This is a genomic window from Cellulomonas sp. C5510 (genome assembly GCF_019797765.1).
Taxonomy (GTDB): Bacteria; Actinomycetota; Actinomycetes; order Actinomycetales; family Cellulomonadaceae; genus Cellulomonas.
The window spans coordinates 3,437,828-3,459,322 of sequence record NZ_CP081862.1 but is presented as its reverse complement, the minus strand read 5'-3'; the positions used below and the strand labels follow the sequence as shown (position 1 = coordinate 3,459,322).

Sequence of the window (21,495 nt, the reverse complement as noted above, 5' to 3'; positions counted from 1 at the left end):
AGCGTTGTAGCGTTGCAAAAAGCGGAGGGATGCGCCGGCCGCTGACCACGATGTGTGTCGCCAGGGGGCCATTCATGAGTCGCGTCACCACTCGTCTCCGTTCCAGCATCGCTGCACTCGTCCGCGCCGCCGCGACAGTGTTCGTCGCCGCCTCGCCGGCTTCGGCCGCGCTGCCGTCCGGCTGTGCGCTCTACCCTTCGGCGCCCTACACGAGCGGCACGCGGATCTACTTCTCGGCGACCGCCACTTGCGGCGCGTCGAACCCGGTGATCTCCAGGGTTGAGGCTGCGCTTCAGCGCAGCGGCACCACTGTCGCCAACGTGATCCAGACAAGCAGCGGTACCACCACCCTCCGCGCCTCGGGGTCCTCCGGGAGCCCTGCCGGCACGTACCGGACATATGCCTGGGCGAATGACAAGAACACGAACGCCACTGAAGGGGGCTCCGCGTACAAGTCTCTGTCCTGCTGATGCCGACCTCGCGCGCGCCCCGGGGTCGCGCTCCACGGACCACCGGGTGGGGCCTCGCGGCCGCCCTCGTCCTGCTCGCCGGCTGCTCAGGCACCGCAGTTCCGGACGGTCCTGCTCCTGGCCCGTCCTACTCCGCGGGCCCCATCACGGAGGCGCAGTACGTCGCGATCGTCCGTGCGGTCTACGCCTGCATGGTGGACAAGGGCTACGACGTCGAGGATGTGAGCCGGCGGACGGACGGCGTGACCTACGGGTTCCAGTTCTCGGGGTCCGGTACGGGGAGCGGGTCGCTCTCCGGGCAGCAGGACCTGGTGGAGTGCGAAGAGCGCTACGGCCTCATGGCGGCGGAGATCGCGTTCCAGGACCAGGTGGCGTTGTCGGGCGCGGAGCGGGAAGCGGTCTACGGGCAGCTCATCGCCTGCCTCGACGCCGCGGGTGTCACCGGGATCACGTCGGCCTCGACGGCGCTCGACGTGGGCGCGGCGATCGAGTCGCTCGAGCGGTCCGGTGCCGACGTCTCCGCCGCGACCACCTGCTGGACCCAGTACTCGACCCAGCTCTTCGGGTCCCTGGGGTGAGGCGGGCCCGCGCCTACGAGGTCGCCGTCGTCGTGCTCGTGGCAGCGGCCGTCCTCGCTGTGTGGCTGCTGACCCGCGGGGCCTCGCAGGCGCTCGCCGAGCTCGACCCCGACCCGGTACCGGTGGCCGCCCCGGTGACGTCCGCGGATCTCGACTTCGCCGCGGACGGCACGCTCACCGCGACGCTCGGTCCCGGCCCGGACGTCCTCGCCTCGGCGCTCGCGGGGACGGTGACGTCGGTGTCCGCGGCGCCGGGGTCCGAGCTGGCAGCGGGCGCTCCCGTGTACGCGGTCGACGGTGTGCCGGTCGTCGGCTACGCGGGAGAGACCGTGCTGTACCGAGCCCTGCGGATCGGTGACGAGGGTGACGACGTGCGGGTCGCGCAGGGTCTGCTCGCGTCGCTGACCGGACGGGAGACGGGGCAGGACGGCCGGTTCGGTGCGAGCACCGCCGCGGCGGTCCGGGCGTACGAGCGCTCGCTCGGGGTCGCCGAACCCACCGGGGAGCTGCGGCCGGAGTGGTTCACGCGCCTGCCTGTCGTCCCCTTCGTGGTCGACGCCGTCGCGGTGCAGCCCGGCCAACCCGCCCCCGCCGCCGGCGAGCCCGTCGCGACGGCGGCCGCCACCGCGACCGCGTACGAGGTCGACTCAGGGGCCTCGGGGCCGCCAGGTGACTACGTCTTCGTCACCCCGACCGGTGAGGTCCCGGTGATCCGGGCGGAGGACGGGAGCTGGTCGGTCGCGGACGACGCGGCCGCCTTGCGCCTGGTGCTGGCGAGCCCCGCCACCGGCGGCGCCGTGACCGTCAGCGGCCGGGTCCGCCTCACGACGGCGGAGCCGGGGCAGTCCGTCCCGGGGGCGGCTGTCGTCACCGACGCGTCGGGCGCCACGTGCGTGGTCGACGCGACGGCGGAGGCGGCCGTGCCCGTGGTGGTCGTCGGCGCGGGGGTCGACGGGACCGCGCGCATCCGGCCCACGCTCGACGCCGACGCCACGGTGCTGGTGAACCCGTCGGTGGTCGTGGGGGACGTCACGTGTCCCTCCGGCTGACGCGGATCGGCGTGACCTACCCGGGGACCAGCCGCCCCGTCCTCGTCGATCTCGACCTCGACGTCCCGACCGGCACCTCGCTCGCGCTCATGGGGCCCTCGGGGACGGGCAAGTCCACCGCGCTCGCGGTCGCGGGTCTGCTGCTCGCGCCGAGCACGGGCGAGGTGCGGATCAACGGGCGGACGCGCACCGTCCGGGACGCGCCGGAGGTCCTGCGCCGCGAGGTCGCGTGGGTGCTCCAGACGGTGAACCTGCTGCCGCGCCGCACTGCGGTCGACAACGTCGTGCTGCCCGCTCTCGCCGCCGGTCGCCGCCGGGCCGACGCCTACGGCGAGGCGGTCGCCCTGCTGCACCGCGTCGGCGTCGAGGACCCGGGCCAGGTGGCCCGGACGCTGTCCGGGGGGCAGGCGCAGCGGGTCGGGGTCGCTCGCGCGCTCGCGGCCCGGCCGAGCGTGATCGTCGCCGACGAGCCGACGGCCAACCTCGACGCCGCGACGGGGCGGGACGTCGCCCGGGCGTTGCTGGACGCCGCCGCGGGCACGACGGTGCTGCTCGCCACGCACGACCGGGCCGTCGCCGCGATGGCGGACGCCGTCGTCGAGCTCGAGCCGCCCGAGGAGGCACGGCGTGTGGCGTCCTGACGAGCTGGCGGTCGAGGCGCGACGCAACCTCGGGCCGACGCACGCCGTGCTCGGCGTGCTCAGCACCCTCGTGACGGGGGCGGTGGTCGCGCTGCTGCTGATCCAGGGCAGCGCGGCCCTCGACCAGGAGTCGGCGCGCCGGGCGGCGGGTGCGTCGGTGTGGACCGCGACAGCGGCGGACCCGGCGACCCCACTCGACGGTGCCGCGTGCACCCGGCTCTCGGGCCTGGCCGGCGTCGCGGTGTCGGGCGGTGTGGCCGCCGAGCCGCCGACGGACCTGCGGGCGTTCCCCGGGGGGTCGCCGCTCCCGGTGACCGGTCTCACGGGCGGTGCGGCGCAGGTCTTCGTCCCGTCCGCCCCGTGGGCGGAGTCGACCGTCGGCGACGAGCTGGCCGCGCTCGGCGAGGTCGGCCCGGGCAGCTGGTTGGTCGACGCCTCGGGGGAGCGGGTGGTGCAGGTGACGGCTGTGCTCGGTGACGCCCCGGCCAGCTCCCTGTCCTCCGGGCTGACGGTGCCGGTGGCCTCGGACGCCCCGTTGGCCGCGTGCTGGGTGCGGATGGTGCCCGGGGCGGCGGGTCTTGGGGGTGACGTCCTGACCGGGGCGTACCCCGGTGGCGTCGCCGCCGTCGCGCCGTACCTCCGTGAGCAGCCCGGCGTCCTGACGCCGGTCGAACGGTGGCGCTCGACCGTCGGCACGCAGCCCTGGGCGGTCGGTGGGGCGGTCATCGCGGTGACGGCGCTGCTCGCGCTGTGGGCCCGACGCGCGGAGCTCGCCGTGTACCGGGCCTTCGGCACGCCGCGCGGTGTGGTCGTGGCGCTCGCCGCTGCGGAGGTCGTGCTCGTCCTGCTGCCGGCGACAGCCGCAGGCGTGGTGCTCGGTGCCCTGGCGCAGGCGGTGGTCGCCGGGGCCGGGGCGTCGTGGGAGCTCGCGGGGACGGCCGTCGCCCAGGCGTGCGCGGCGACGCTCGCGGGACTCGTGCTCACCGTGCTGCTCGCGCCGCTGACCGTGCGGCAGGGACTGACGGACACGCTGCGGGACCGGTGACGCGACAGTCCGGGCGGGGCCGGCCCGAGCAGGTCGGCCTGGGCGGATCGCCCCGGGCGGGAGCAGCGTGGACGCTCGTCGCCCACCGAGCCGGTGGCCGTCGACGCGGTCGGCGCCCGGGTCGGTGCGACACGGGCGTCCGCCATGTGGGTCGGGGGTGCGACCGGGCGCTCGTCGGGGTGACCATCGCCGGGTGACCTCACCGCGTGTCGTCGTGCTGCACGGCTACCAGGCCGACCCGGACGCCCACTGGTTCGGCTGGCTCGCCGCGGACCTCGCCCCGCACGGCGTCGAGGTGAGCGTGCCCGCGCTTCCCGACCCGCACGCGCCCGACCCGGACGCCTGGGTCGCCGCCGCGCGCACCGCGATCGGCACGCCGGACGAGCGGACCGTCGTGGTCGGGCACAGCCTCGGGTGCGTCACGGCCCTGCACGCCCTGTCCGCGACACCGGGCGCGTGGCGGCTGGGCGGGCTGGTTCTCGCCTCGGGGTTCGACGCGCCGCCGCCAGCCGTCCCGGAGGTGGCGGCGTTCACGACGACGGCGCCTGACCACGCCCGCCTCGTCGCGTCGACGGCCGCGCGGCACGTCGTCGGGTCCGACGACGACGTGATCGTCGACCCGGCGCTCACCCGGGCGCTCGCGCAGCGGCTGGACGCCACATACGACGTCGTCCCGGGTGGCGGGCACCTGCTGGCGCGCGAGGGGTTCACGAGCCTGCCGGTGGTGCGGGACCGGGTTCGCGCCGCGCTGGGTCTGCCCGTGCGCTGACCCGGATCGCGCGCTCGGCCTCGCCGCGCACACCGCCTGCGCACGCTCCGCTGACGCCCCCGCGCTCGCTGCCCACGCGTCCCCTGCGCGCCCACCGCGAGGGGGTCCGCAACCGGGGGTGCGGGCGCCCCGGGGACCACCGCCTGCTGGCCTGTCGCCGTGCGCTCGCGGGGTCGTGGACGTGCGCTCGTGCGCCTGCGTCAGGCCGGGAGCTGCGGCACCGCGGCGAGCAGGCGTCGGGTGTACGCCTCGCGCGGGTCCGCCAGCACCGACGCCGTCGCGCCCTGCTCGACCACCCGGCCGTGGTGCAGCACGACGGTCTGCTCGCACAGCCGCCCGACGATCGCGATGTCGTGCGACACCAGCACCAGCGTCAGCCCCTGCTGGACGGCGAGCTGCCGCAGCAGGTCGACGACCTGGCCGCGCACCGACACGTCGAGCGCCGACACCGGCTCGTCCGCGACCAGCACCGACGGTGACGGGGCGAGCGCCCGGGCGATCGCGATCCGCTGCCGCTGGCCGCCGGAGAACTGCGCCGGGTACCGCGACACGACGTCGGGGTCGAGCCCGACCGCCGCGAGCACCTCCGCGACGCGCGCCCGGTGGTCGCCGGGGACGCGCAGCGAGCGCAGCGGCTCGGCGACGACGGCCCCGATCCGCATCCGCGGGTCGAGCGAGGAGCGCGGGTCCTGGAACACCGGCTGGACGTCGGCGCGCAGCCGGCGCAGCAGCGCCCGGTCGCGGCGGTCGAGGGACTCGCCCCGGTAGCGCACGACCCCGGAGGTCGGGGAGTCCAGGCCGAGCAGCTGCCGCAGCAGCGTCGACTTGCCGGAGCCGGACTCGCCGACGATGCCGATGCTGCGACCCGCCTCGACGCGCACGGACACGCCGTCCAGCGCGCGGGTGTTCCCGCCGAACACGCGGGTGACGTCGGCGGCCTCGAGCAGCGGGGCGGTCACGGGGTGCTCCTGTCGCGGCCGGTGTCGTCGGCGGACTCGGCGGACTCGGTGGGCCCGGCGGCCTCGGTGTGCGTGGCGGCGCCCGACCCCGGCAGCCCCGTCACCGCACGGGCGGCGGCCACCAGCTCCCGCGTGTACGCGGCCTCCCCGCCGGCGAGCGCCGCGGCGACCGACGTGTGCTCGACCACCCGGCCGTCGCGCATGACGACGAGGTCCCGGGCGACGCGGGCGACCACGGGCAGGTCGTGCGAGACGAGCACCAGCGCCACGCCGGTGCGGTCCACCAGGTCGTCCAGCAGGTCGAGCACCTCGGCCTGCACGGTGACGTCGAGCGCGGTGGTCGGCTCGTCGGCCAGCAGCACGCGCGGCTCGCAGGCCAGCGCCGTCGCGAGCGCGACGCGCTGCCGCTGCCCGCCGGAGAGCTGCCAGGGGTAGGAGCCGAGGATCCGCTCGGTGTCCGTGAGGTGCACGAGGCGGGCCAGCCGGGCGGCCTCCTCGCGCGCCGCGGCGCCGCGCAGGCCGCGGTGCAGCCGCAGCGGCCCGGTGATCTGGCGGCCGACCGTCATCAAGGGGTCGAGCGCGGTCAGCGGCTCCTGGAACACCATCGCCACCTGGGCGCCCCGCACCCGCGCGAGCCGCCGCGGCGGCAGCGCGAGCAGGTCCTCGCCGTCCAGCAGCACGCGGCCCGTGGCGCGCATGCCGTCGGGCAGCAGGCCGAGCACCGCCAGGGCGGTCAGCGACTTGCCCGAGCCGGACTCGCCGACCACGCCGAGCCGGCCGCCGGCGGGCAGCGACCAGGTCACGCCGTCGAGCAGGCGGCGGCCCGTCGACGTGGTGACGGTGAGGTCCTCGACGGAGAGCAGGGGCGCGGGCGCGGCGTGGGGCGTCGTCACCGGTCACCTCGAAGGCTCGGGTCGGTGCGTTCCCGGATGCCGTCGCCCAGCAGGTTCAGGCCGAGCACGGTCACCACGATCGCGACGCCGGGCAGGATCGCGCCCCACGGTTGCACGAGCATCGTGGACTGCGCCTCGTGCAGCAGCCGCCCCCAGGACGCGTTCGGCGGCGGGGCGCCGAGCCCGAGGTACGACAACGACGCCTCCGCGAGCACCGCTCCGCCGCCGAGCAGCATGAGCTGGACGAGCAGCGTCGGCCAGACGTTCGGCACGACGTGCCGGCCCACGGTGCCCCACCAGCCGGTGCCGGCGGCGTGCGCGGCGGTGACGTAGTCCTCGCGCAGCACGCGCGCGACGTTGACCCGGGTGACCCGCGCGATGACGGCGGACCCGGAGATGCCGATCGCCCAGATCGCCGACGACAGGGACGCGCCCCGCACGGTGACGATGAGCATCGCCAGCAGCAGGGTCGGGAAGGCGATGAGCAGGTCGACGCCGGCCAGCAGGGTGACGTCGACCCAGCGCCGGGTCGCACCGGCGAGGACGCCGACGGTCACGCCGAGCACCCCGGCGACCAGCATCGACGCGGCGGCGACGACCAGGGCGTTGCCCGCGCCGGTCATGAGCTGGCTGAGCAGGTCGCGGCCCAGGCGGTCGGTGCCGCCCCAGTGCGCCGCGCTCGGTCCGGCGAGGCGCTCGCCCGTGCCCGTGTCGTCGAGCGCGTACGGCGTCCAGACCAGGGAGACCAGGCCGACGACGGCGACGAGGCCCACGAGGACGGCGCCGGCCACGAGGGACGGCGGGAGCCGGCGCGCGCGCCGGGGTGCCGGGTCGGCGACGGCACCGGGCGCAGGCGCGCCGGTCGTCGGGGTCGCGAGCTCGGTCACGCCGCCACCTGCTTCGCCAGGCGCAGCCGCGGGTCGATCGCCCGCTGCCCCAGGTCGACCAGGGTGTTCGTCACCAGCACCACCGCGGTGAGCAGCAGCACCAGCGCCTGCACGACCGGCAGGTCGCGCGACGTCACGGAGTCCAGCAGCAGCGTGCCGAGCCCGGGCAGCGCGAACACGTTCTCGATGACGACCGCCCCGAGCAGCGAGGTCGCGAGCTCGATGCCGAGGATCGCCACCACGGGCACCGCGGCGTTCCGCAGGCCGTGCCGGGCGAGCGCGTGCCACCGGCCGTAGCCGAGCGCGCGGGCGGTGCGCAGGTAGTCCTGGTCGAGGACGTCGAGCGTGGCCGAGCGCACGTACCGGACCATGACCGCCGACATCGCGATCGCGACGGTCACGACGGGCAGCACGAGCGCCCGCACCGCGGCGGCCGGGTCGTCCCAGCCGGTCCGCGGGAAGCCCCCGGCCGGCAGCACGCCGAGACGCAGGGCGAACACCAGCACCAGCAGCACGCCGACCCAGAACACCGGGACGGCCACGCCGAGCTGGGACACCGCCGACACCGCGACCCCGACGGGCCCGTGCCGGTGCACCGCGGCGATCACGCCGAGGGGCACCGACACGAGCACCGCGAGGACGAACGCCGCGACGCTGAGCGGCACGGTGATGGGCAGCTTCTGCGTGATCAGGTCGGCCACGGGGAGCCGCGACACGAAGGACGTGCCGAGGTCCCCGCGGACGACCTGGCCGAGCCACTGCACGTACTGCGTCACCACCGGCTGGTCCGTCCCGAGCTCCGACCGGAGCTGGTCGAGCTGGTCCGTGGTGGTGCCCACGCCCAGGGCGGCGCCCGCGGCGTCGCCCGGCAGCAGCCGCAGCACGACGAACACGAGGACGCTCGCGAGGACGAGGGAGATCAGCAGGGCGCCGATCCGCAGCAGTGCAGCGCGCACGGTCTCAGGACCCCCGGACGATGTCGGCGACGTAGAACGACTCGGTCACCTGGTCGACGGGGAACCCGGTGATGTCGGCCCGGGCGACGCGGATCTGCGGGTCCAGGTACAGCCAGGCGGACGCCGCCTCCTCGCCGATGGTCTCGTTGACCTGCGTCAGCAGGTCGACCTGCTCGGCCTCGGTGGCCGCCTCGTCGGCCTGGGCGACCCACTCCTGGACCTGCGGGTTGTCGTAGCCCCAGTAGAAGTCGGGGTTCGCGTACCAGAGCACGTCGCGCGGGTTCACGTGGCCCATGAGGGTCGTCTGGAAGTCGTGGTCCGTGTAGACCTTCTGGTACCAGGTGGCGTCGTCGATGGGGTTCGGCGTCAGGGTGACGCCCACGGCGGCGAGGTTCTTGGTGAGCAGCGCGAGGATCGCCTCGGTGGTGTCGTCCGGGATGTAGTCCACGGAGATCTCCAGGTCGCTCACGCCCGCCTCGGCCAGCAGCGCCTCGGCGGCGTCCGGGTCGTACGCGTGCACGTCGGCCTGGTCGACGAACCACGGGTCGGTCGGCGGGACCATCGAGCCGATGACCTGGCCGTAGCCGTCCCACACAGCCGACAGGATCGCCTCACGGTCGATGGCCTTGTAGAGCGCCTGACGCACGCGGACGTCGCTGAACGGCGCCTCGCGGTCGTTGAACGCCCACAGCTGCTTGGTGGTCGAGGTGCCCTCGGTGATCGTGAAGTCCGGGTTGTCCTCGAACTGCACGAGCTGGTCCGGGGAGTCCTCCGCGATGACGAGGTCCAGGTCGCCGGTGAGCAGCGCGTTGTTCAGCGCCGTCGTGTCCTGGAAGAACCGGAACGTCACGCCGGCGTTCTTCGCGGGCTCGCCCCAGTAGCCGTCGAACGTCTCGATGGTGAGGTGGTCGCCCTGCACCCACTCGACGAACCGGTAGGGGCCGGTGCCGTTGTCGCTGGTCAGCTCGGTGTCGCCGTCCTTCACGATCGTGACGGAAGCCAGGTAGAACGTCAGGCCCTGCGACGGGCGGGACAGGTCGAGCTCGACGGTGGCGTCGTCGACCGCGGTGGCCTGCTGGATGACGAGCAGGTCGCTCTTGCGGGCGGACTTCGACTCCGGGCCGATGGCCTCGGAGATGCTCCACACCACGTCGTCCGCGGTCAGCGGGGTGCCGTCGTGGAACGTGACGCCCGGCTGCAGGTGGAACGTGTACGTCAGGCCGTCGTCGGACACGTCCCAGGACTCGGCGAGCGTCGGGACGACCTGGCCGTCGACGTCCACCGAGGTGAGGCCCTCGAAGACGTTCCGGGTCATGGTCTGGGAGACGCCCGACGAGCCGCCGACGTTGCGGACCAGGCCGGTGGGCTCGTTGGTCGAGCCGATGACGATCTCGGCGGACGCGTCCGGGGTGCCGGTGCCGGCGCCGGCGGTCGAGCCGCCCGAGCCGGAGCCGCAGGCGGCCAGCGCCAGGGCGGCGACGACGGCCAGGGCGGCGCCCAGCGGGGCGCGGCGGGATCGGCGGGTGCTCACGGGTGGTGGTCCTTCCGGGAGGGGCGCGGCGGGCTGCCGGGCACGGGGGTGGTGCGGGGTGGTGCGGTGTCCTGCGGGGGGTGGTGCGGGCGTCGGGCCGGGGGCTCGGGTGCTGCGGCCCGACCCTTCGGATCCGTCCGGACGGACTCGCCGGGCGCGCCGGGTCGTTCGGATCCGTCCGGGTGCCTGGCCGGGATGGTGCCCCGCGCTTCCGATCCATCCGGACGGCCGGACCGCTCGCGGGTTCGGATCCGTCCGGACGGACACGCCGGGCGCGTGGGGTCGTTCGGATCCGATCCGCCGGGTGCGCGGCGGCCGGTGCCGGAGGCGGGCGACCCGAGCGGCGTGGTCCGATCGCGCCGGGTGGGCCGGAGCGGCGTCCGGCTCAGGTGCGGCTCGCGGGGTCGGCGGCGGTGCGCGGACCCGGGGAGCTCAGCGGGAGCGGCTCAGCGACGACAGCAGCACGCGGCGGCCGAAATGGCTCGACAGGCGCGGGTGCGTGCGGGGGAGGTCGTCTGGCGCATGATGTTGAAGACTGTAGCAACAACGGTGTCGTGCGGCGACGAGGCGTCCGTCACGCAGGCCCGTGCGACGTCGTCACTCCGGGTTGCACCGCGCGGCGAGTGTGGCCAGCAGACCGACGTCCGGCCGCCAGGGCTCGAGGTTCCACGACTCCTTGTCCGGCGCGCCGATCGTGTGGCAGGTGAGCTGGTCGCGCACGCCGGTGGTGCCGGCCTCCGGCACCTGGGCGACGAGCTGCGCCCACAGCGCCTCCTCCGCCGCGAGCCCACCGGTGCGCGCCCACGCCGCGGGGACGACCGCGAGGCTCAGCCCGCCCTCGTCGTCGCGGTCCGCCCAGGTGGCGCTGCGCAGCGCGGACGCCGCCACCACGGCGGTCACCGTGCCGGCGGGCGAGGGATCCGCGTCGACCGTGCCGTCGGTCAGCACGGGCCGGACGACGGACCAGGAGAGCGTGCCGTCGTCCCGGGCGGCGACCTGCAGGTCCAGGCCCGCGCCCACGGCGTCGCCGCCGAGCACCGGCACCCCGAGCGCCGCGAGGACGCCGCCGTCGTCGCCGCGCACCAGGGCGGAGTCGTCCCCGAGCACCTCCAGCGTCGCGCCGGGCGGCGGGACGAGCGTCGCGACGGGCAGGACCGACGCGGTGGCGTCCTCGATCTGCGGCAGCGGCACGGTCAGCGCCACGGCGCCGTCCTCGTCCGGTGGTCCGACGACGACCCCGACCGACGGCCACGCCGTCAGCGTCACGTCGCCGGACACCACGGCGGTGCCGGTCGCCCGCAGGGAGTCCGGGTCGGTGAGAGCCGCCACCGCGGAGGACGTCGGGGACGGAGGCCCGTCGGGCGTCTCGGTGCCGGCACCGGCGCCGGTGCATCCGGCCAGGGCGGCGACCGCGAGGAGCACCACCGCTGACCGGGCGGTGCCGCGCGAGGAGATCACGGACCCAGTCTGTCAGGGCGACTGCCGGGCGCTGCGTGCCGGGTGCCGGCGGGGTGTCCGGGGCTGCCGCGGGCGCCGGTAGCCTGTGCGGTGTCTGCCGACGCCCGCCCGGCCGGGCGCGTCACGGCCGTCCACCCACGGACGCCGCTGCGCGCCGCCGGCCCACCAGCCCGAGGGATTCGATGACCAGCGCGCCCACCTCGCAGCAGCCCACCGAGCCCGCGGAGCAGCCCGCCGGCCCCACGCCGGGCCACGTGTCCGACACGGTGGAGCACGCCGCGGCCACGCCCGACCTCGAGCAGCCGTTCGCGGAGCTCGGCCTCAAGCCCGACGAGTACCAGCGCATCCGCGACATCCTGGACCGCCGCCCCACGGCAGCCGAGCTCGCCATGTACTCCGTCATGTGGTCCGAGCACTGCTCCTACAAGTCGAGCAAGACGCACCTGCGGAAGTTCGGCGAGCGCGTCACGCCCGAGATGACCGAGCACCTGCTGGTCGGCATCGGCGAGAACGCGGGCGTCGTCGACATCGGCGACGGCTGGGCCGTCACGTTCAAGGTCGAGTCGCACAACCACCCGTCGTACGTCGAGCCGTACCAGGGTGCCGCGACCGGCGTCGGCGGCATCGTCCGCGACATCATCTCGATGGGCGCCCGGCCGGTGGCCGTGATGGACCAGCTGCGGTTCGGCGCGGTCGACCACCCGGACACCGCGCGCGTCGTGCACGGCGTCGTGTCCGGCGTCGGCGGCTACGGCAACTCCCTCGGCCTGCCGAACATCGGCGGCGAGCTCGTGTTCGACGCCTCCTACCAGGGCAACCCGCTGGTCAACGCGCTGTGCCTCGGCGTGCTGCGCCACGAGGACATCCACCTGGCCAACGCGTCGGGGGTCGGCAACAAGGTCGTGCTGTTCGGCGCGCGCACCGGCGGCGACGGCATCGGCGGCGCGTCGATCCTCGCGTCCGAGACCTTCGACGACACCAAGCCGTCCAAGCGCCCGTCGGTGCAGGTCGGCGACCCGTTCATGGAGAAGGTGCTCATCGAGTGCTGCCTGGAGCTCTACGCGGCCCGCGTGGTCGAGGGCATCCAGGACCTCGGCGCGGCCGGCATCTCCTGCGCGACCTCCGAGCTCGCGTCCAACGGCGACGGCGGCATGCACGTCGACCTCGAGAACGTGCTGCTGCGCGACCCCACGCTGACTGCCGGCGAGATCCTCATGTCGGAGTCGCAGGAGCGGATGATGGCGGTCGTCACGCCCGAGAAGCTCGACGAGTTCCTGGCGATCACCGGGAAGTGGGACGTCGAGACCGCCGTCATCGGCGAGGTCACCGGCACCGGCCGCCTCACCATCGACCACCACGGGCAGCGGATCGTCGACGTCGACCCGAAGACCGTCGCGCACGAGGGCCCCGTCTACGACCGCCCGTACTCGCGCCCCGAGTGGCAGGACGCCCTCGTCGCCGACTCGGTCAGCACCCCCGAGGGCGTGCAGCGGTACGCACGGCCGTCGACCCCGGCGGAGCTCCGGGCCACCGTGCTCGACCTGCTGGGCTCGCCGAACCTCGCGTCGAAGTCCTGGGTGACCGACCAGTACGACCGCTTCGTGCAGGGCAACACCGCGCTCGCGCAGCCCGACGACGCCGGCGTGGTCCGCGTCGACGAGACGACGGGCCTCGGGGTCGCGCTCGCCACGGACGCGAACGGCCGCTACGCCAAGCTCGACCCGTACACCGGCGCGCAGCTCGCGCTCGCGGAGGCGTACCGCAACGTCGCCGCGTCCGGCGCCCGGCCGATGGCCGTCACCGACTGCCTCAACTTCGGCAGCCCCGAGGACCCGGCATCGATGTGGCAGCTCGTCCAGGCGATCGAGGGCCTCGCCGACGCGTGCGCGGTGCTCGGCACGCCGGTGACCGGCGGCAACGTGTCGCTGTACAACGGCACCGGCGAGCCCGGGAAGATCGACTCCGCCATCCACCCGACGCCCGTCGTCGGCGTGCTGGGCGTCATCGACGACGTCGCCGAGGCCACCCCGTCCGGCTGGACCACGGCGGGGGAGACCGTCTACCTGCTCGGCACCACGCGGCCCGAGCTCGACGGCTCCGCGTGGGCGGACGTCGCGCACGGGCACCTCGGCGGGGTGCCGCCGCGGGTCGACCTGGACGCGGAGCGCCGGCTCGCGACCGTGCTGGTCCGCGCGTCGCGGGACGGTCTGGCCGACGCCGCGCACGACCTGTCCGAGGGCGGTCTCGCGCAGGCGCTCGTCGAGTCGTCGCTGCGGTACGGCGTGGGCGTCCAGGTGGACCTCGCCGGGCTGTGCGAGCGGGACGGCGTCACCCCGTTCGAGGCGCTGTTCAGCGAGTCGACCGCACGGGCCCTCGTCGCCGTGCCGCGGTCCGAGGCCGTGCGGTTCGAGGACCTGTGCACCGCGCAGGGCGTCCCGGCGCTGCGGCTCGGCGTCACGGCCGAGACGTGCAGCCCGGGAGCCGGCGCCCCGACGGCCGACCTGCCCGAGGACCACGTGCACGCCCCGGCCGTCGAGGTGAACGGCCTGTTCACGCTCCCGCTCCCCGAGGCCCGCGCGGTCTCGGAGGCGACCCTCCCGCGCTACTTCGGCTGACCGGCCCGACCCGTCGGCTCTCCCCGAGCCGATCCGCGCCCGGGCCGACCCGCCCTTCCCCCCCCCCCGGATCCGACCGGCCCGCCCTCCCTGGGTTGATCCGCAGCCCGCCTCCCCGCCGAGAGTCCAGGACACGCCCGGGATCACGCCCACCCGTCGGCGCGTCCTGGACTCTCGACGGGGACCGCGCCCCGGGCGCGCGCGGCCCCGGTCCGGCCCGGGCGTCGAGAATCCAGGACACGCCCGGGATCGCGCGCGCCCGCCGGCGTGTCCTGGGTTCTCGGCGTAGAGCGCGGGCTCGGACGAGGCGGGTCCGGAGTGCGTGGGGCTGGTCGAGGCGGGCCGGAGGATGCAAGGCGGGCTCTCGGGGTGGGCTGTGCGCGGTGCGGGAAATGGCTCGCGCGCGGTCCGGGGTGGTTCCTACGGTCGGGGTATGTCTGTTCCGGAACCCGGTGGGTCCGCCTCGGGGCGCGTCGTGCGCGTCGACCGCGGGGCGGTGCTCGTGCTGCCCGAGGACGCCGCCGGGTCGGAGGACGGCGGACCGGCGGACGCCGACGGGTCCGCGGGCGTCAGCGCGGGCCCGGACGCCGGCGGGCGCCATGCCGTCCGGGTCGTCCTGCCGGGCGACGGCCTGGTGCCGGTGCTGGACGCGGACGGAGCGCCGGGTGAGCTCGTGCCGCCCGCCGTCGGGGACGAGGTGCTGCTCGGGGCCGAGGGTGAGGACGCCACCCTGCGGGTGGTGGCTGTCCTCCCGCGGCGGACCGCGGTCGTGCGTGACGGGCCGGACCGCACCTCCCGGGCGCAGGTGCTCGCCGCGAACGTCGACGTGGTGCTGGTGGTCGAGCACCTGGACCCGGACCCGAGTCCCGGACGGGTGGAGCGGCTGCTGACGCTCGCCTGGCGGTCCGGGGCGCAGCCGGTGGTCGTGCTGACCAAGGCGGACCTGGTGCCGGACCCCGAGGGGATGGCGGACGAGGTCCGGGCGGTCGCGATCGGCGCGGACGTGCACACGGTGAGCGTCACGGCCGGGACGGGGCTGGAGCCGCTGCGGGCGCTGCTCCGCCCGGGGTGGACGCTGGTCGTCGTCGGACCGTCGGGGGCCGGCAAGTCGACGCTCGTCAACGCCCTCGCGGGGGCTGAGGTCATGGCGACGGGTGACCGGCGGGCCGACGGCCGCGGGCGCCACACCACGGTGCACCGCGAGCTCGTGCCCCTGCCGGGCGGCGCGAACCTGATCGACACGCCGGGGCTGCGGGGCGTCGGGCTGGTGGCGGACTCCGCGGCGCTCGAGACGACGTTCGCCGATATCACGGCGCTCGCGGGCGACTGCCGGTTCGCCGACTGCGCGCACCGGAGCGAACCGGGGTGCGCGGTGCTGGCGGCCGTCGACGACGGATCGCTCAGCGAACGGCGGCTCGACTCCTGGCGCCGGCTGGCGCGGGAGGCTGCCTACCAGGAGCGGCGCTCGGACTCCGCGCTCGCGGCCGCCGAGCGCCACCGCTCCCGCCGTGCCACGGCGGCGTACCACCGGTTCCAGCGGTCCCGGCCGCCGCGCTAGCGAGGAGCCGGCTGCGGGTGACCGGGTGTCAGCCCGCGCGCACCGCCGGCGCGACCACGGTGCCGGCCTCGGCGAGCCCGGCGGCCGCAGCGGCGAGGGTGCCCCACAGCCCGGCCCGGGTGGCGCCGGCCGGGCCCGGCCGGCGTCACGGCCTGCGGGCTGCTGCACTTGACGTCATGGCCGCACCAGCGGCGCGGACCGGCCCGCGGGCCGGGAGAATGGCGGCATGCCTCCTCGTCGCCGCACCGAGCCCGCTGCGGGCCGCTCCGCCGTCGCCGCGTGGCGCGCCGATCCCGCCGACGTCCGGGCGCGGCGGACCGCGGTGCGGTTCACCCTCGAGGAGCTGGCCGACGTCGCGCCGGGGCACACCGTCGAGGTCCGGGTGCCGCCGGACGGCGCCGTCCAGGCCGTCGAGGGGCCGCGGCACACGCGCGGCACGCCCCCGAACGTCGTGGAGACGGACCCGCAGACGTGGCTCGAGCTCGCGACGGGCGCGCTCACGTGGGACGAGGCTGTCGGAGCCGGACGGGTGCACGCGTCCGGCGAGCGCGCGGACCTGTCGGGCTGGCTGCCGCTGCAGGCGACGCGTCACCGCTGACGACGCCGCGCGCGGGACCGCCGCCCTCCGTACTGCGCCGCACCGGACCGCGCAGCACCGGACGGCACCGGACCGCGCCGGACAGCGCCGCACCACGCCGGACAGCGCCGCGCCGGGCAGCGCCGCGCCGGGCAGCGCCGCGCCGGGCAGCGCCGCGCCGGGCAGCGCCGCGCCGGGCAGCGCCGCGCCGGGCAGCGCCGCGCCGCACCGCACCGCACCGCACCGGGCAGCGCCGCGCCGGGCAGCGCGGCACCGCACCGCGCCGGACAGTGCCGCGCCGCGCCGGGTCAGCGCGACAGCACCTCGGTGCCGCCACGCTCCGGCTGCACGGAGCCGGACGTCGCCGCCGCGACGGCCGCGTCGAGCGCGTCCAGCTCCGCAGGCGGCACCAGCAGGGTGAACCGGGCCGCCGCGCCGTACGCCACGTCCGCCAGCCCGGCGTCGTGGCTGCCCACCCAGTCGCGCAGCACGCCGTGCAGCCGGCCGGCGTCGGCGTGCGGCACGTCCACCGTGACGCGTGTCGCGGCGCTGCGCCGGACGAGCCGCGCGAGGTCCAGCGCCTCGGACGTCGCCGTGGAGTAGGCGCGGACCAGGCCGCCCGCGCCGAGCAGGATGCCCCCGAAGTACCGCGTGACGACCGCGACCACGTCCGTGAGCTCGCGGCGGCGCAGCACCTCGAGCATGGGGACGCCGGCGGTGCCGGACGGCTCGCCGTCGTCGGTCGACCGCTGCTGCTCCGCGTGCGGGCCGACGACCAGCGCGACGCAGTGGTGCCGCGCGTCCCACGAGCGCTTGCGGACGGCGGCGACGACCTCGTCGGCCTCGGGCACGCTCGACACCGGGTGGACCAGGGCGAGGAACCGCGACTTCTTCACGACCAGCTCGTGCTCCACGGGGGCGGCGATGGTCGACGGGTAGCGCGGCGCGGCGGCGTCGGCGGCTCCCATGCCGTCGAGCCTAGGGCCGGTGCGCGTCGACCTAGGATTCCGGGGTGACCGCAGAGAGCAGCCCGGCCCGACGGCCCGACGACCCGCAGCCCGCGGACGGGCCCGTGCCCGGACGCGGCCCCGACGCGGTGGCACCGGCTGCCCCCGGCGAGGCTTTCGCGCCCGGCGAGGCGTACGCGCCCGCGCCCGGCGAGGCGCCCGCGCCCGCCGACCGGACCGAGCCCGCCGACCGGACCGAGCCCGCCGTCGCCCCCGCGCCGACTGCGCCGGACGCCGACCGGACCGCGCCCGCCGTCGCGCCCGCGCTGCCCGCGCCGGACGCCGCCCCCGCCCCGCTCGACGAGGCCGCCCTCGCCCGCGTGGCGGTGCCGGCGCGCGTGCGTCACGCGCCGAAGGTCGGTGCCTTCATCACCGCCGGGGTGCTGCTGGGCGCGCTGCTCGGCCTGCTGGCGGCGCTCGTCGCGGGCCCGTCGAGCGACGTGGTGTCCGACGGCACGGCGTTCATCAGCCTCCTCGAGGGGCAGGGCGGCGCGCGGTTGGTCTCGGCGGTGATCGGTGCCGTCGTCGGGGCGTTCGTCGGCGCGGGCCTGGCCGTGCTGGCCGAGCGGCGCAGCGTGCGGCGCGCGGCCGACGACGACGCGGGCGGCGCGCGGCCCCGCTGACCGACCGCCCACCGGCCCCGCCCCCCGGCCCCCCCCCCCCCCCCCCCGCCCACCACCCGCCCGGTTCCGGCGCCCGCCCGGGGGTGTGACACCATGGGCGCGTGGCCCCCCGCGGAGACGGACTGCTGAACCACGACCTCCTGCCGAACGAGAAGGGACCCCAGGACGCGTGCGGCGTCTTCGGGGTCTGGGCTCCCGGTGAGGAGGTCGCGAAGCTCACCTACTTCGGGCTGTACGCCCTGCAGCACCGCGGGCAGGAGTCCGCGGGCATCGCGACGTCCAACGGTGAGCAGCTGCTCGTCTACAAGGACATGGGCCTGGTCTCGCAGGTCTTCGACGAGACGGCGCTGAACGCGCTGCACGGCCACATCGCCGTCGGGCACGCGCGCTACTCCACGACCGGCGGCAGCACGTGGGAGAACGCGCAGCCGACTCTCGGCCCGACGGCCGGCGGCACGGTCGCCCTGGCCCACAACGGGAACCTGACGAACACCGCCGAGCTCGTCGACCTGGTCGCGGAGCGCTACGGCAGCCAGCGCCGCGGGGAGCTCGCGCGCGGCAACACCACCGACACCGCCCTGGTGACGGCTCTGTTCGCCGGGGACCCCGACCACACGCTCGAGGCCACCGCGCTGGAGGTGCTGCCGCGGCTGCGCGGGGCGTTCAGCCTGGTGTGGATGGACGAGCACACGCTGTACGCGGCGCGCGACCCGCAGGGCGTGCGGCCGCTGGTGCTCGGCCGTCTGGAGCGCGGCTGGGTCGTGGCGTCCGAGACGCCGGCGCTCGACATCGTCGGCGCGTCGTTCGTCCGGGAGATCGAGCCGGGCGAGCTGGTCGCGATCGACGCCGACGGCCTGCGCACGCAGCGGTTCACGGAGAGGCAGCAGCGCGCGGGCTGCGTGTTCGAGTACGTCTACCTGGCCCGGCCCGACACCACGATCGCGGGCCGGTCCGTGCACGCGGCGCGCGTCGAGATGGGCCGCCGGCTGGCGCGGGAGCACCCGGTCGAGGCCGATCTCGTCATCCCGGTCCCGGAGTCCGGCACCCCCGCGGCGGTCGGCTACGCCCAGGCGTCGGGCATCCCCTTCGGCCAGGGCCTCACGAAGAACGCCTACGTGGGCCGCACGTTCATCCAGCCCTCGCAGACGCTGCGGCAGCTCGGCATCCGGCTCAAGCTCAACCCGCTGCGGGAGGTCATCCGCGGCAAGCGGCTCGTGGTCGTGGACGACTCGATCGTGCGCGGCAACACGCAGCGGGCGCTGGTGCGGATGCTGCGCGAGGCCGGCGCCGCCGAGGTGCACGTGCGGATCAGCAGCCCGCCGGTGAAGTGGCCCTGCTTCTACGGCATCGACTTCGCGTCCCGTGCCGAGCTGATCGCCAACGGTCTGGCCGTGGAGGAGATCGGCGCGTCGCTCGGGGCCGACTCGCTCGGGTACATCTCGATGGACGGCATGATCGCCGCGACGGAGCAGCCGGCTGCGCAGCTGTGCACCGCCTGCTTCTCCGGGCGGTACCCCATCGAGCTGCCGTCGCAGGACCGCCTCGGCAAGCACCTGCTGGAGCAGAACGAGCTGCCGCTCGGCCCGCCCGAGGACGGACTCGCCACCCTGGTCCAGGGGACCGGTGGCTCGACAGCGCTGGAGCACCCGTGACCGAGAGCATCACCTACGCCGCCGCCGGGGTCGACACCGAGGCCGGCGACAAGGCCGTCGAGCTGATGAAGGACGCGGTGCGCGCGACCCACGGGCCGCAGGTGCTGGGCGGGGTGGGCGGGTTCGCCGGCCTGTTCGACGCATCGGCGCTGGTGGGCTACCGCCGTCCGCTGCTGGCGACGTCCACGGACGGCGTGGGCACCAAGGTCGCGATCGCGCAGGCGATGGACGTGCACGACACCATCGGGTTCGACCTGGTCGGCATGGTCGTCGACGACATCGTCGTCGTGGGCGCGAAGCCGCTGTTCATGACCGACTACATCGCGTGCGGCCGGGTCGTCCCCGAGCGGATCGCCGACGTCGTGCGCGGCATCGCGGCGGCCTGCTCGGTGGCCGGCACGGCGCTCGTCGGCGGGGAGACCGCCGAGCACCCCGGGTTGCTCGGCCCGGACGAGTACGACGTCGCGGGTGCGGCGACCGGTGTGGTCGAGGCGGACGGCCTGCTCGGGCCGGACCGGGTGCGCGCCGGCGACGTGCTGGTCGCCCTCGGATCCTCCGGACTGCACTCGAACGGGTACTCCCTGGTGCGGCGCGTCGTCGAGGTCGCCGGCTGGTCGCTGGACCGCGACGTCCCGGAGCTCGGGCGCACCCTGGGGGCGGAGCTCCTCGAGCCGACCCGTGTGTACGCGGCCGACTGCCTGGCTCTCGTGGAGCGCGCCGCGGGCGGCGTGCACGCGTTCAGCCACGTCACCGGGGGCGGGCTGGCGGCCAACGTGGCCCGCGTGCTGCCGGCCGGTCTCGTGGCCGACGTGGCGCGCGGGTCGTGGACGCTCCCGCCGGTGTTCTCGCTGGTGCAGGCCGCCGGCGGGGTGCCGTGGACGGACCTGGAGCGCACGCTGAACCTGGGCGTCGGCATGGTGGCGGTGGTCGACGCCGCGGGCGCCGACGGCGTGCTGGCCCACGCTGCCGAGCTCGGCCTGGCCGCCTGGCCCCTGGGCGAGGTGCGCGCGCTCGACCCGGAGCGCGACACCGCCGCGCTGGGTGCGGACCTGGTGGCCGGCACCAAGGGCGTGCAGGGCGGTGCCGTCCGGCTCAGCGGCGGCTACCGCACGGTCTAGCCGACGCGGACGGGTGGCCGCCGAGCGGCGGGACCGCGCGCGCTGCATGCGCGGCACCCCGGAGCGGCCCGTCGTCGCGTCGCGGCGTGCGCAGGCTGCGACGACCGGTCAGCTCAGACGCACGGCGTCCGGTCGCCGCCCGCGGTCAGCTCGTGCACGCGCGGCGCGGGCAGCCGGCGTCGTCGACGCGTCGGCCGGCAGCGCGGGCCGCGGGAGACGACCCGTGGCGGGGCCGGAGGTCGCGCGGGAGCGCGGCGTCCGGCCGACGATTCAGCGCTCGTCCGGCCAGCGAGAGTAGTCGTCACCCTCGTCGTCGGAGTCCTGTCGGCTGTCGGTGACGAGGTCGCCGCGGCGCCCGTTGAGCTCCTGCTCGAGGGCCCGGTAGTTGGTGTCCGGGCTGAAGTACTTCAGCTCCCGGGCGACCTTCGTCTGCTTAGCCTTCTGACGGCCGCGCCCCATGGCATCGACCCCCTCTAACGTGGAAGCGGGGCGGCTCCGTGCTCACACGTGCGGCCCCGGGGTGCTGAATCGTCTGTTCGTGTCGCAACGGTACATGGTCGTCCGGCATTCCGACCACTCGCCTCCGGAGTGATGCGGGTCGCACCGGCGGGGGCCCGGCGTCCGCGTCCGACGGGTCGGGAGGGGTCCTCGTGGCGGGGTCCGGCGTGCCGGCCGGCCGGCGGCCGGGTGGCGGCCGTCCCGGGTGGTGGGCGGAGTGTCCGGCATGTGACCTCCACCACGACCCGCGCCGGGACCTTGGTCGCGCTCTGCGGTGCGCCCGCCGGCGCGCTGCGGCACGGTCGGAGCGAAACCCGTGGTCAGACGCGAGTCACAGACCGACCGTCCTCCAGCAGGGCCGTACGGGTGAACCTGTCACGACGAGGACCGCCCGTTCGGGCCACCGTGTCGACGCGCAGTCATGTCCGGAACGACCTACAGTGTCCCAATAGTTACCGCTTGTCCGGAGATGGGACGTTGGTACTAGTTGTGTGGAGTTCGACGTGACAGAGTGGTCGCGGCGGGGGCGCTAGGGGGGTACGCACATGAGGTCGTCGAAGACGCCCTGTCCGGGCATGGGTCCGGCAGTGGCACCGGCCCTGGCCGGGAAC

General features: G+C 75.8%; 20 protein-coding genes and 1 pseudogene. 12 read left to right on the top strand and 9 right to left on the bottom strand.

Annotated elements, in window-relative coordinates; translation table 11 throughout:
* Nucleotides 1–74 precede the first annotated feature (74 nt).
* The 6 genes from K5O09_RS15925 (at nucleotide 75) to K5O09_RS15900 (ending at nucleotide 4,552) form a co-directional block, all read left to right on the top strand.
* Nucleotides 75–470 carry a hypothetical protein gene (locus K5O09_RS15925; RefSeq protein ID WP_222170418.1) on the top strand — a complete coding sequence of 132 codons (396 nt, stop codon included), beginning with the start codon at nucleotides 75–77 and terminating at the stop codon, nucleotides 468–470.
* Nucleotides 470–1,048: a hypothetical protein gene (locus K5O09_RS15920; RefSeq protein WP_222170417.1), complete on the top strand. Its 579-nt coding sequence runs from the start codon at nucleotides 470–472 to the stop codon at nucleotides 1,046–1,048. The genes K5O09_RS15925 and K5O09_RS15920 overlap by 1 nt, the downstream gene beginning before the upstream one ends.
* A complete protein-coding gene (locus K5O09_RS15915; RefSeq protein ID WP_222170416.1) occupies nucleotides 1,045–2,097 on the top strand; it encodes a peptidoglycan-binding protein in 1,053 nt (350 codons plus the stop codon). Before K5O09_RS15920 ends, K5O09_RS15915 begins: the two co-directional genes overlap by 4 nt.
* Entirely contained in the window at nucleotides 2,082–2,738 is a 657-nt protein-coding gene (locus tag K5O09_RS15910; protein ID WP_255595764.1) for an ABC transporter ATP-binding protein, read from the top strand. The genes K5O09_RS15915 and K5O09_RS15910 overlap by 16 nt, the downstream gene beginning before the upstream one ends.
* Nucleotides 2,725–3,783, top strand: coding sequence for an FtsX-like permease family protein (locus K5O09_RS15905; RefSeq protein WP_222170415.1), 1,059 nt, complete (start codon nucleotides 2,725–2,727; stop codon nucleotides 3,781–3,783). The genes K5O09_RS15910 and K5O09_RS15905 overlap by 14 nt, the downstream gene beginning before the upstream one ends.
* Before the next feature lie 193 nt (nucleotides 3,784–3,976).
* Nucleotides 3,977–4,552, top strand: coding sequence for an alpha/beta hydrolase (locus K5O09_RS15900; RefSeq protein ID WP_222170414.1), 576 nt, complete (start codon nucleotides 3,977–3,979; stop codon nucleotides 4,550–4,552).
* A gap of 200 nt (nucleotides 4,553–4,752) precedes the next feature.
* Here K5O09_RS15900 and K5O09_RS15895 read toward each other — a convergent pair whose 3' ends face one another.
* The 7 genes and pseudogenes from K5O09_RS15895 to K5O09_RS15870 all read right to left on the bottom strand — a co-directional run bounded on the left by K5O09_RS15895 (nucleotide 4,753) and on the right by K5O09_RS15870 (nucleotide 11,236).
* Nucleotides 4,753–5,511: an ABC transporter ATP-binding protein gene (locus K5O09_RS15895; protein ID WP_222170413.1), complete on the bottom strand. Its 759-nt coding sequence runs from the start codon at nucleotides 5,509–5,511 to the stop codon at nucleotides 4,753–4,755.
* The gene (locus K5O09_RS15890) at nucleotides 5,508–6,404 is read right to left on the bottom strand and encodes an ABC transporter ATP-binding protein (protein ID WP_222170412.1); all 897 of its coding nucleotides are present in this window, start codon (nucleotides 6,402–6,404) and stop codon (nucleotides 5,508–5,510) included. Before K5O09_RS15890 ends, K5O09_RS15895 begins: the two co-directional genes overlap by 4 nt.
* Nucleotides 6,401–7,291 (bottom strand): ABC transporter permease, encoded by an 891-nt coding sequence (locus K5O09_RS15885; protein WP_222170411.1) that lies wholly within the window; start codon nucleotides 7,289–7,291, stop codon nucleotides 6,401–6,403. The genes K5O09_RS15890 and K5O09_RS15885 overlap by 4 nt, the downstream gene beginning before the upstream one ends.
* Nucleotides 7,288–7,956: an ABC transporter permease gene (locus K5O09_RS15880; protein ID WP_370635580.1), complete on the bottom strand. Its 669-nt coding sequence runs from the start codon at nucleotides 7,954–7,956 to the stop codon at nucleotides 7,288–7,290. Before K5O09_RS15880 ends, K5O09_RS15885 begins: the two co-directional genes overlap by 4 nt.
* 3 nt (nucleotides 7,957–7,959) lie before the next feature.
* A pseudogene (locus K5O09_RS19605) lies at nucleotides 7,960–8,247 on the bottom strand (ABC transporter permease); the annotation flags it as partial.
* A gap of 4 nt (nucleotides 8,248–8,251) precedes the next feature.
* Nucleotides 8,252–9,778 (bottom strand): ABC transporter substrate-binding protein, encoded by a 1,527-nt coding sequence (locus K5O09_RS15875; RefSeq protein WP_222170409.1) that lies wholly within the window; start codon nucleotides 9,776–9,778, stop codon nucleotides 8,252–8,254.
* 597 nt (nucleotides 9,779–10,375) lie between these two features.
* Nucleotides 10,376–11,236, bottom strand: coding sequence for a DUF2599 domain-containing protein (locus K5O09_RS15870; RefSeq protein ID WP_222170408.1), 861 nt, complete (start codon nucleotides 11,234–11,236; stop codon nucleotides 10,376–10,378).
* Nucleotides 11,237–11,418: 182 nt separating this feature from the next.
* Between K5O09_RS15870 and purL the strand changes: the two genes are divergently transcribed.
* The 3 genes from purL to K5O09_RS15855 all read left to right on the top strand — a co-directional run bounded on the left by purL (nucleotide 11,419) and on the right by K5O09_RS15855 (nucleotide 16,007).
* The gene (gene purL, locus K5O09_RS15865) at nucleotides 11,419–13,851 is read left to right on the top strand and encodes a phosphoribosylformylglycinamidine synthase subunit PurL (protein ID WP_222170407.1); all 2,433 of its coding nucleotides are present in this window, start codon (nucleotides 11,419–11,421) and stop codon (nucleotides 13,849–13,851) included.
* Between the two features lie 433 nt (nucleotides 13,852–14,284).
* Complete coding sequence (gene rsgA, locus K5O09_RS15860) at nucleotides 14,285–15,409, top strand: ribosome small subunit-dependent GTPase A (protein WP_222170406.1); 1,125 nt, start codon at nucleotides 14,285–14,287, stop codon at nucleotides 15,407–15,409.
* Between the two features lie 226 nt (nucleotides 15,410–15,635).
* Nucleotides 15,636–16,007: a sterol carrier family protein gene (locus K5O09_RS15855; protein ID WP_222170405.1), complete on the top strand. Its 372-nt coding sequence runs from the start codon at nucleotides 15,636–15,638 to the stop codon at nucleotides 16,005–16,007.
* Between the two features lie 287 nt (nucleotides 16,008–16,294).
* Here K5O09_RS15855 and K5O09_RS15850 read toward each other — a convergent pair whose 3' ends face one another.
* Complete coding sequence (locus tag K5O09_RS15850; RefSeq protein ID WP_222170404.1) at nucleotides 16,295–16,954, bottom strand: YigZ family protein; 660 nt, start codon at nucleotides 16,952–16,954, stop codon at nucleotides 16,295–16,297.
* 44 nt (nucleotides 16,955–16,998) lie between these two features.
* Between K5O09_RS15850 and K5O09_RS15845 the strand changes: the two genes are divergently transcribed.
* From K5O09_RS15845 to purM, 3 genes are all read left to right on the top strand, one after another.
* Nucleotides 16,999–17,616 carry a hypothetical protein gene (locus K5O09_RS15845; RefSeq protein WP_222170403.1) on the top strand — a complete coding sequence of 206 codons (618 nt, stop codon included), beginning with the start codon at nucleotides 16,999–17,001 and terminating at the stop codon, nucleotides 17,614–17,616.
* 101 nt (nucleotides 17,617–17,717) lie between these two features.
* A complete protein-coding gene (gene purF / locus K5O09_RS15840; RefSeq protein WP_222170402.1) occupies nucleotides 17,718–19,268 on the top strand; it encodes an amidophosphoribosyltransferase in 1,551 nt (516 codons plus the stop codon).
* A complete protein-coding gene (gene purM / locus K5O09_RS15835) occupies nucleotides 19,265–20,386 on the top strand; it encodes a phosphoribosylformylglycinamidine cyclo-ligase (RefSeq protein WP_222170401.1) in 1,122 nt (373 codons plus the stop codon). The genes purF and purM overlap by 4 nt, the downstream gene beginning before the upstream one ends.
* Nucleotides 20,387–20,656: 270 nt before the next feature.
* Here the strand turns inward: purM and K5O09_RS15830 are convergent, their stop codons facing one another.
* Entirely contained in the window at nucleotides 20,657–20,845 is a 189-nt protein-coding gene (locus K5O09_RS15830) for a DUF3073 domain-containing protein (RefSeq protein WP_222170400.1), read from the bottom strand.
* Nucleotides 20,846–21,495: the final 650 nt, after the last annotated feature.

Excerpts from the sequence above, each read along its gene's own strand:
- K5O09_RS15925 (WP_222170418.1), top strand. The coding sequence starts at position 75 with ATGAGTCGCGTCACCACTCGTCTCCGTTCCAGCATCGCTGCACTCGTC.
- K5O09_RS15920 (WP_222170417.1), top strand. The coding sequence starts at position 470 with ATGCCGACCTCGCGCGCGCCCCGGGGTCGCGCTCCACGGACCACCGGG.
- purL (WP_222170407.1), top strand. The coding sequence starts at position 11,419 with ATGACCAGCGCGCCCACCTCGCAGCAGCCCACCGAGCCCGCGGAGCAG.
- rsgA (WP_222170406.1), top strand. The coding sequence starts at position 14,285 with ATGTCTGTTCCGGAACCCGGTGGGTCCGCCTCGGGGCGCGTCGTGCGC.
- K5O09_RS15855 (WP_222170405.1), top strand. The coding sequence starts at position 15,636 with ATGCCTCCTCGTCGCCGCACCGAGCCCGCTGCGGGCCGCTCCGCCGTC.
- K5O09_RS15850 (WP_222170404.1), bottom strand. The coding sequence starts at position 16,954 with ATGGGAGCCGCCGACGCCGCCGCGCCGCGCTACCCGTCGACCATCGCC.
- K5O09_RS15830 (WP_222170400.1), bottom strand. The coding sequence starts at position 20,845 with ATGGGGCGCGGCCGTCAGAAGGCTAAGCAGACGAAGGTCGCCCGGGAG.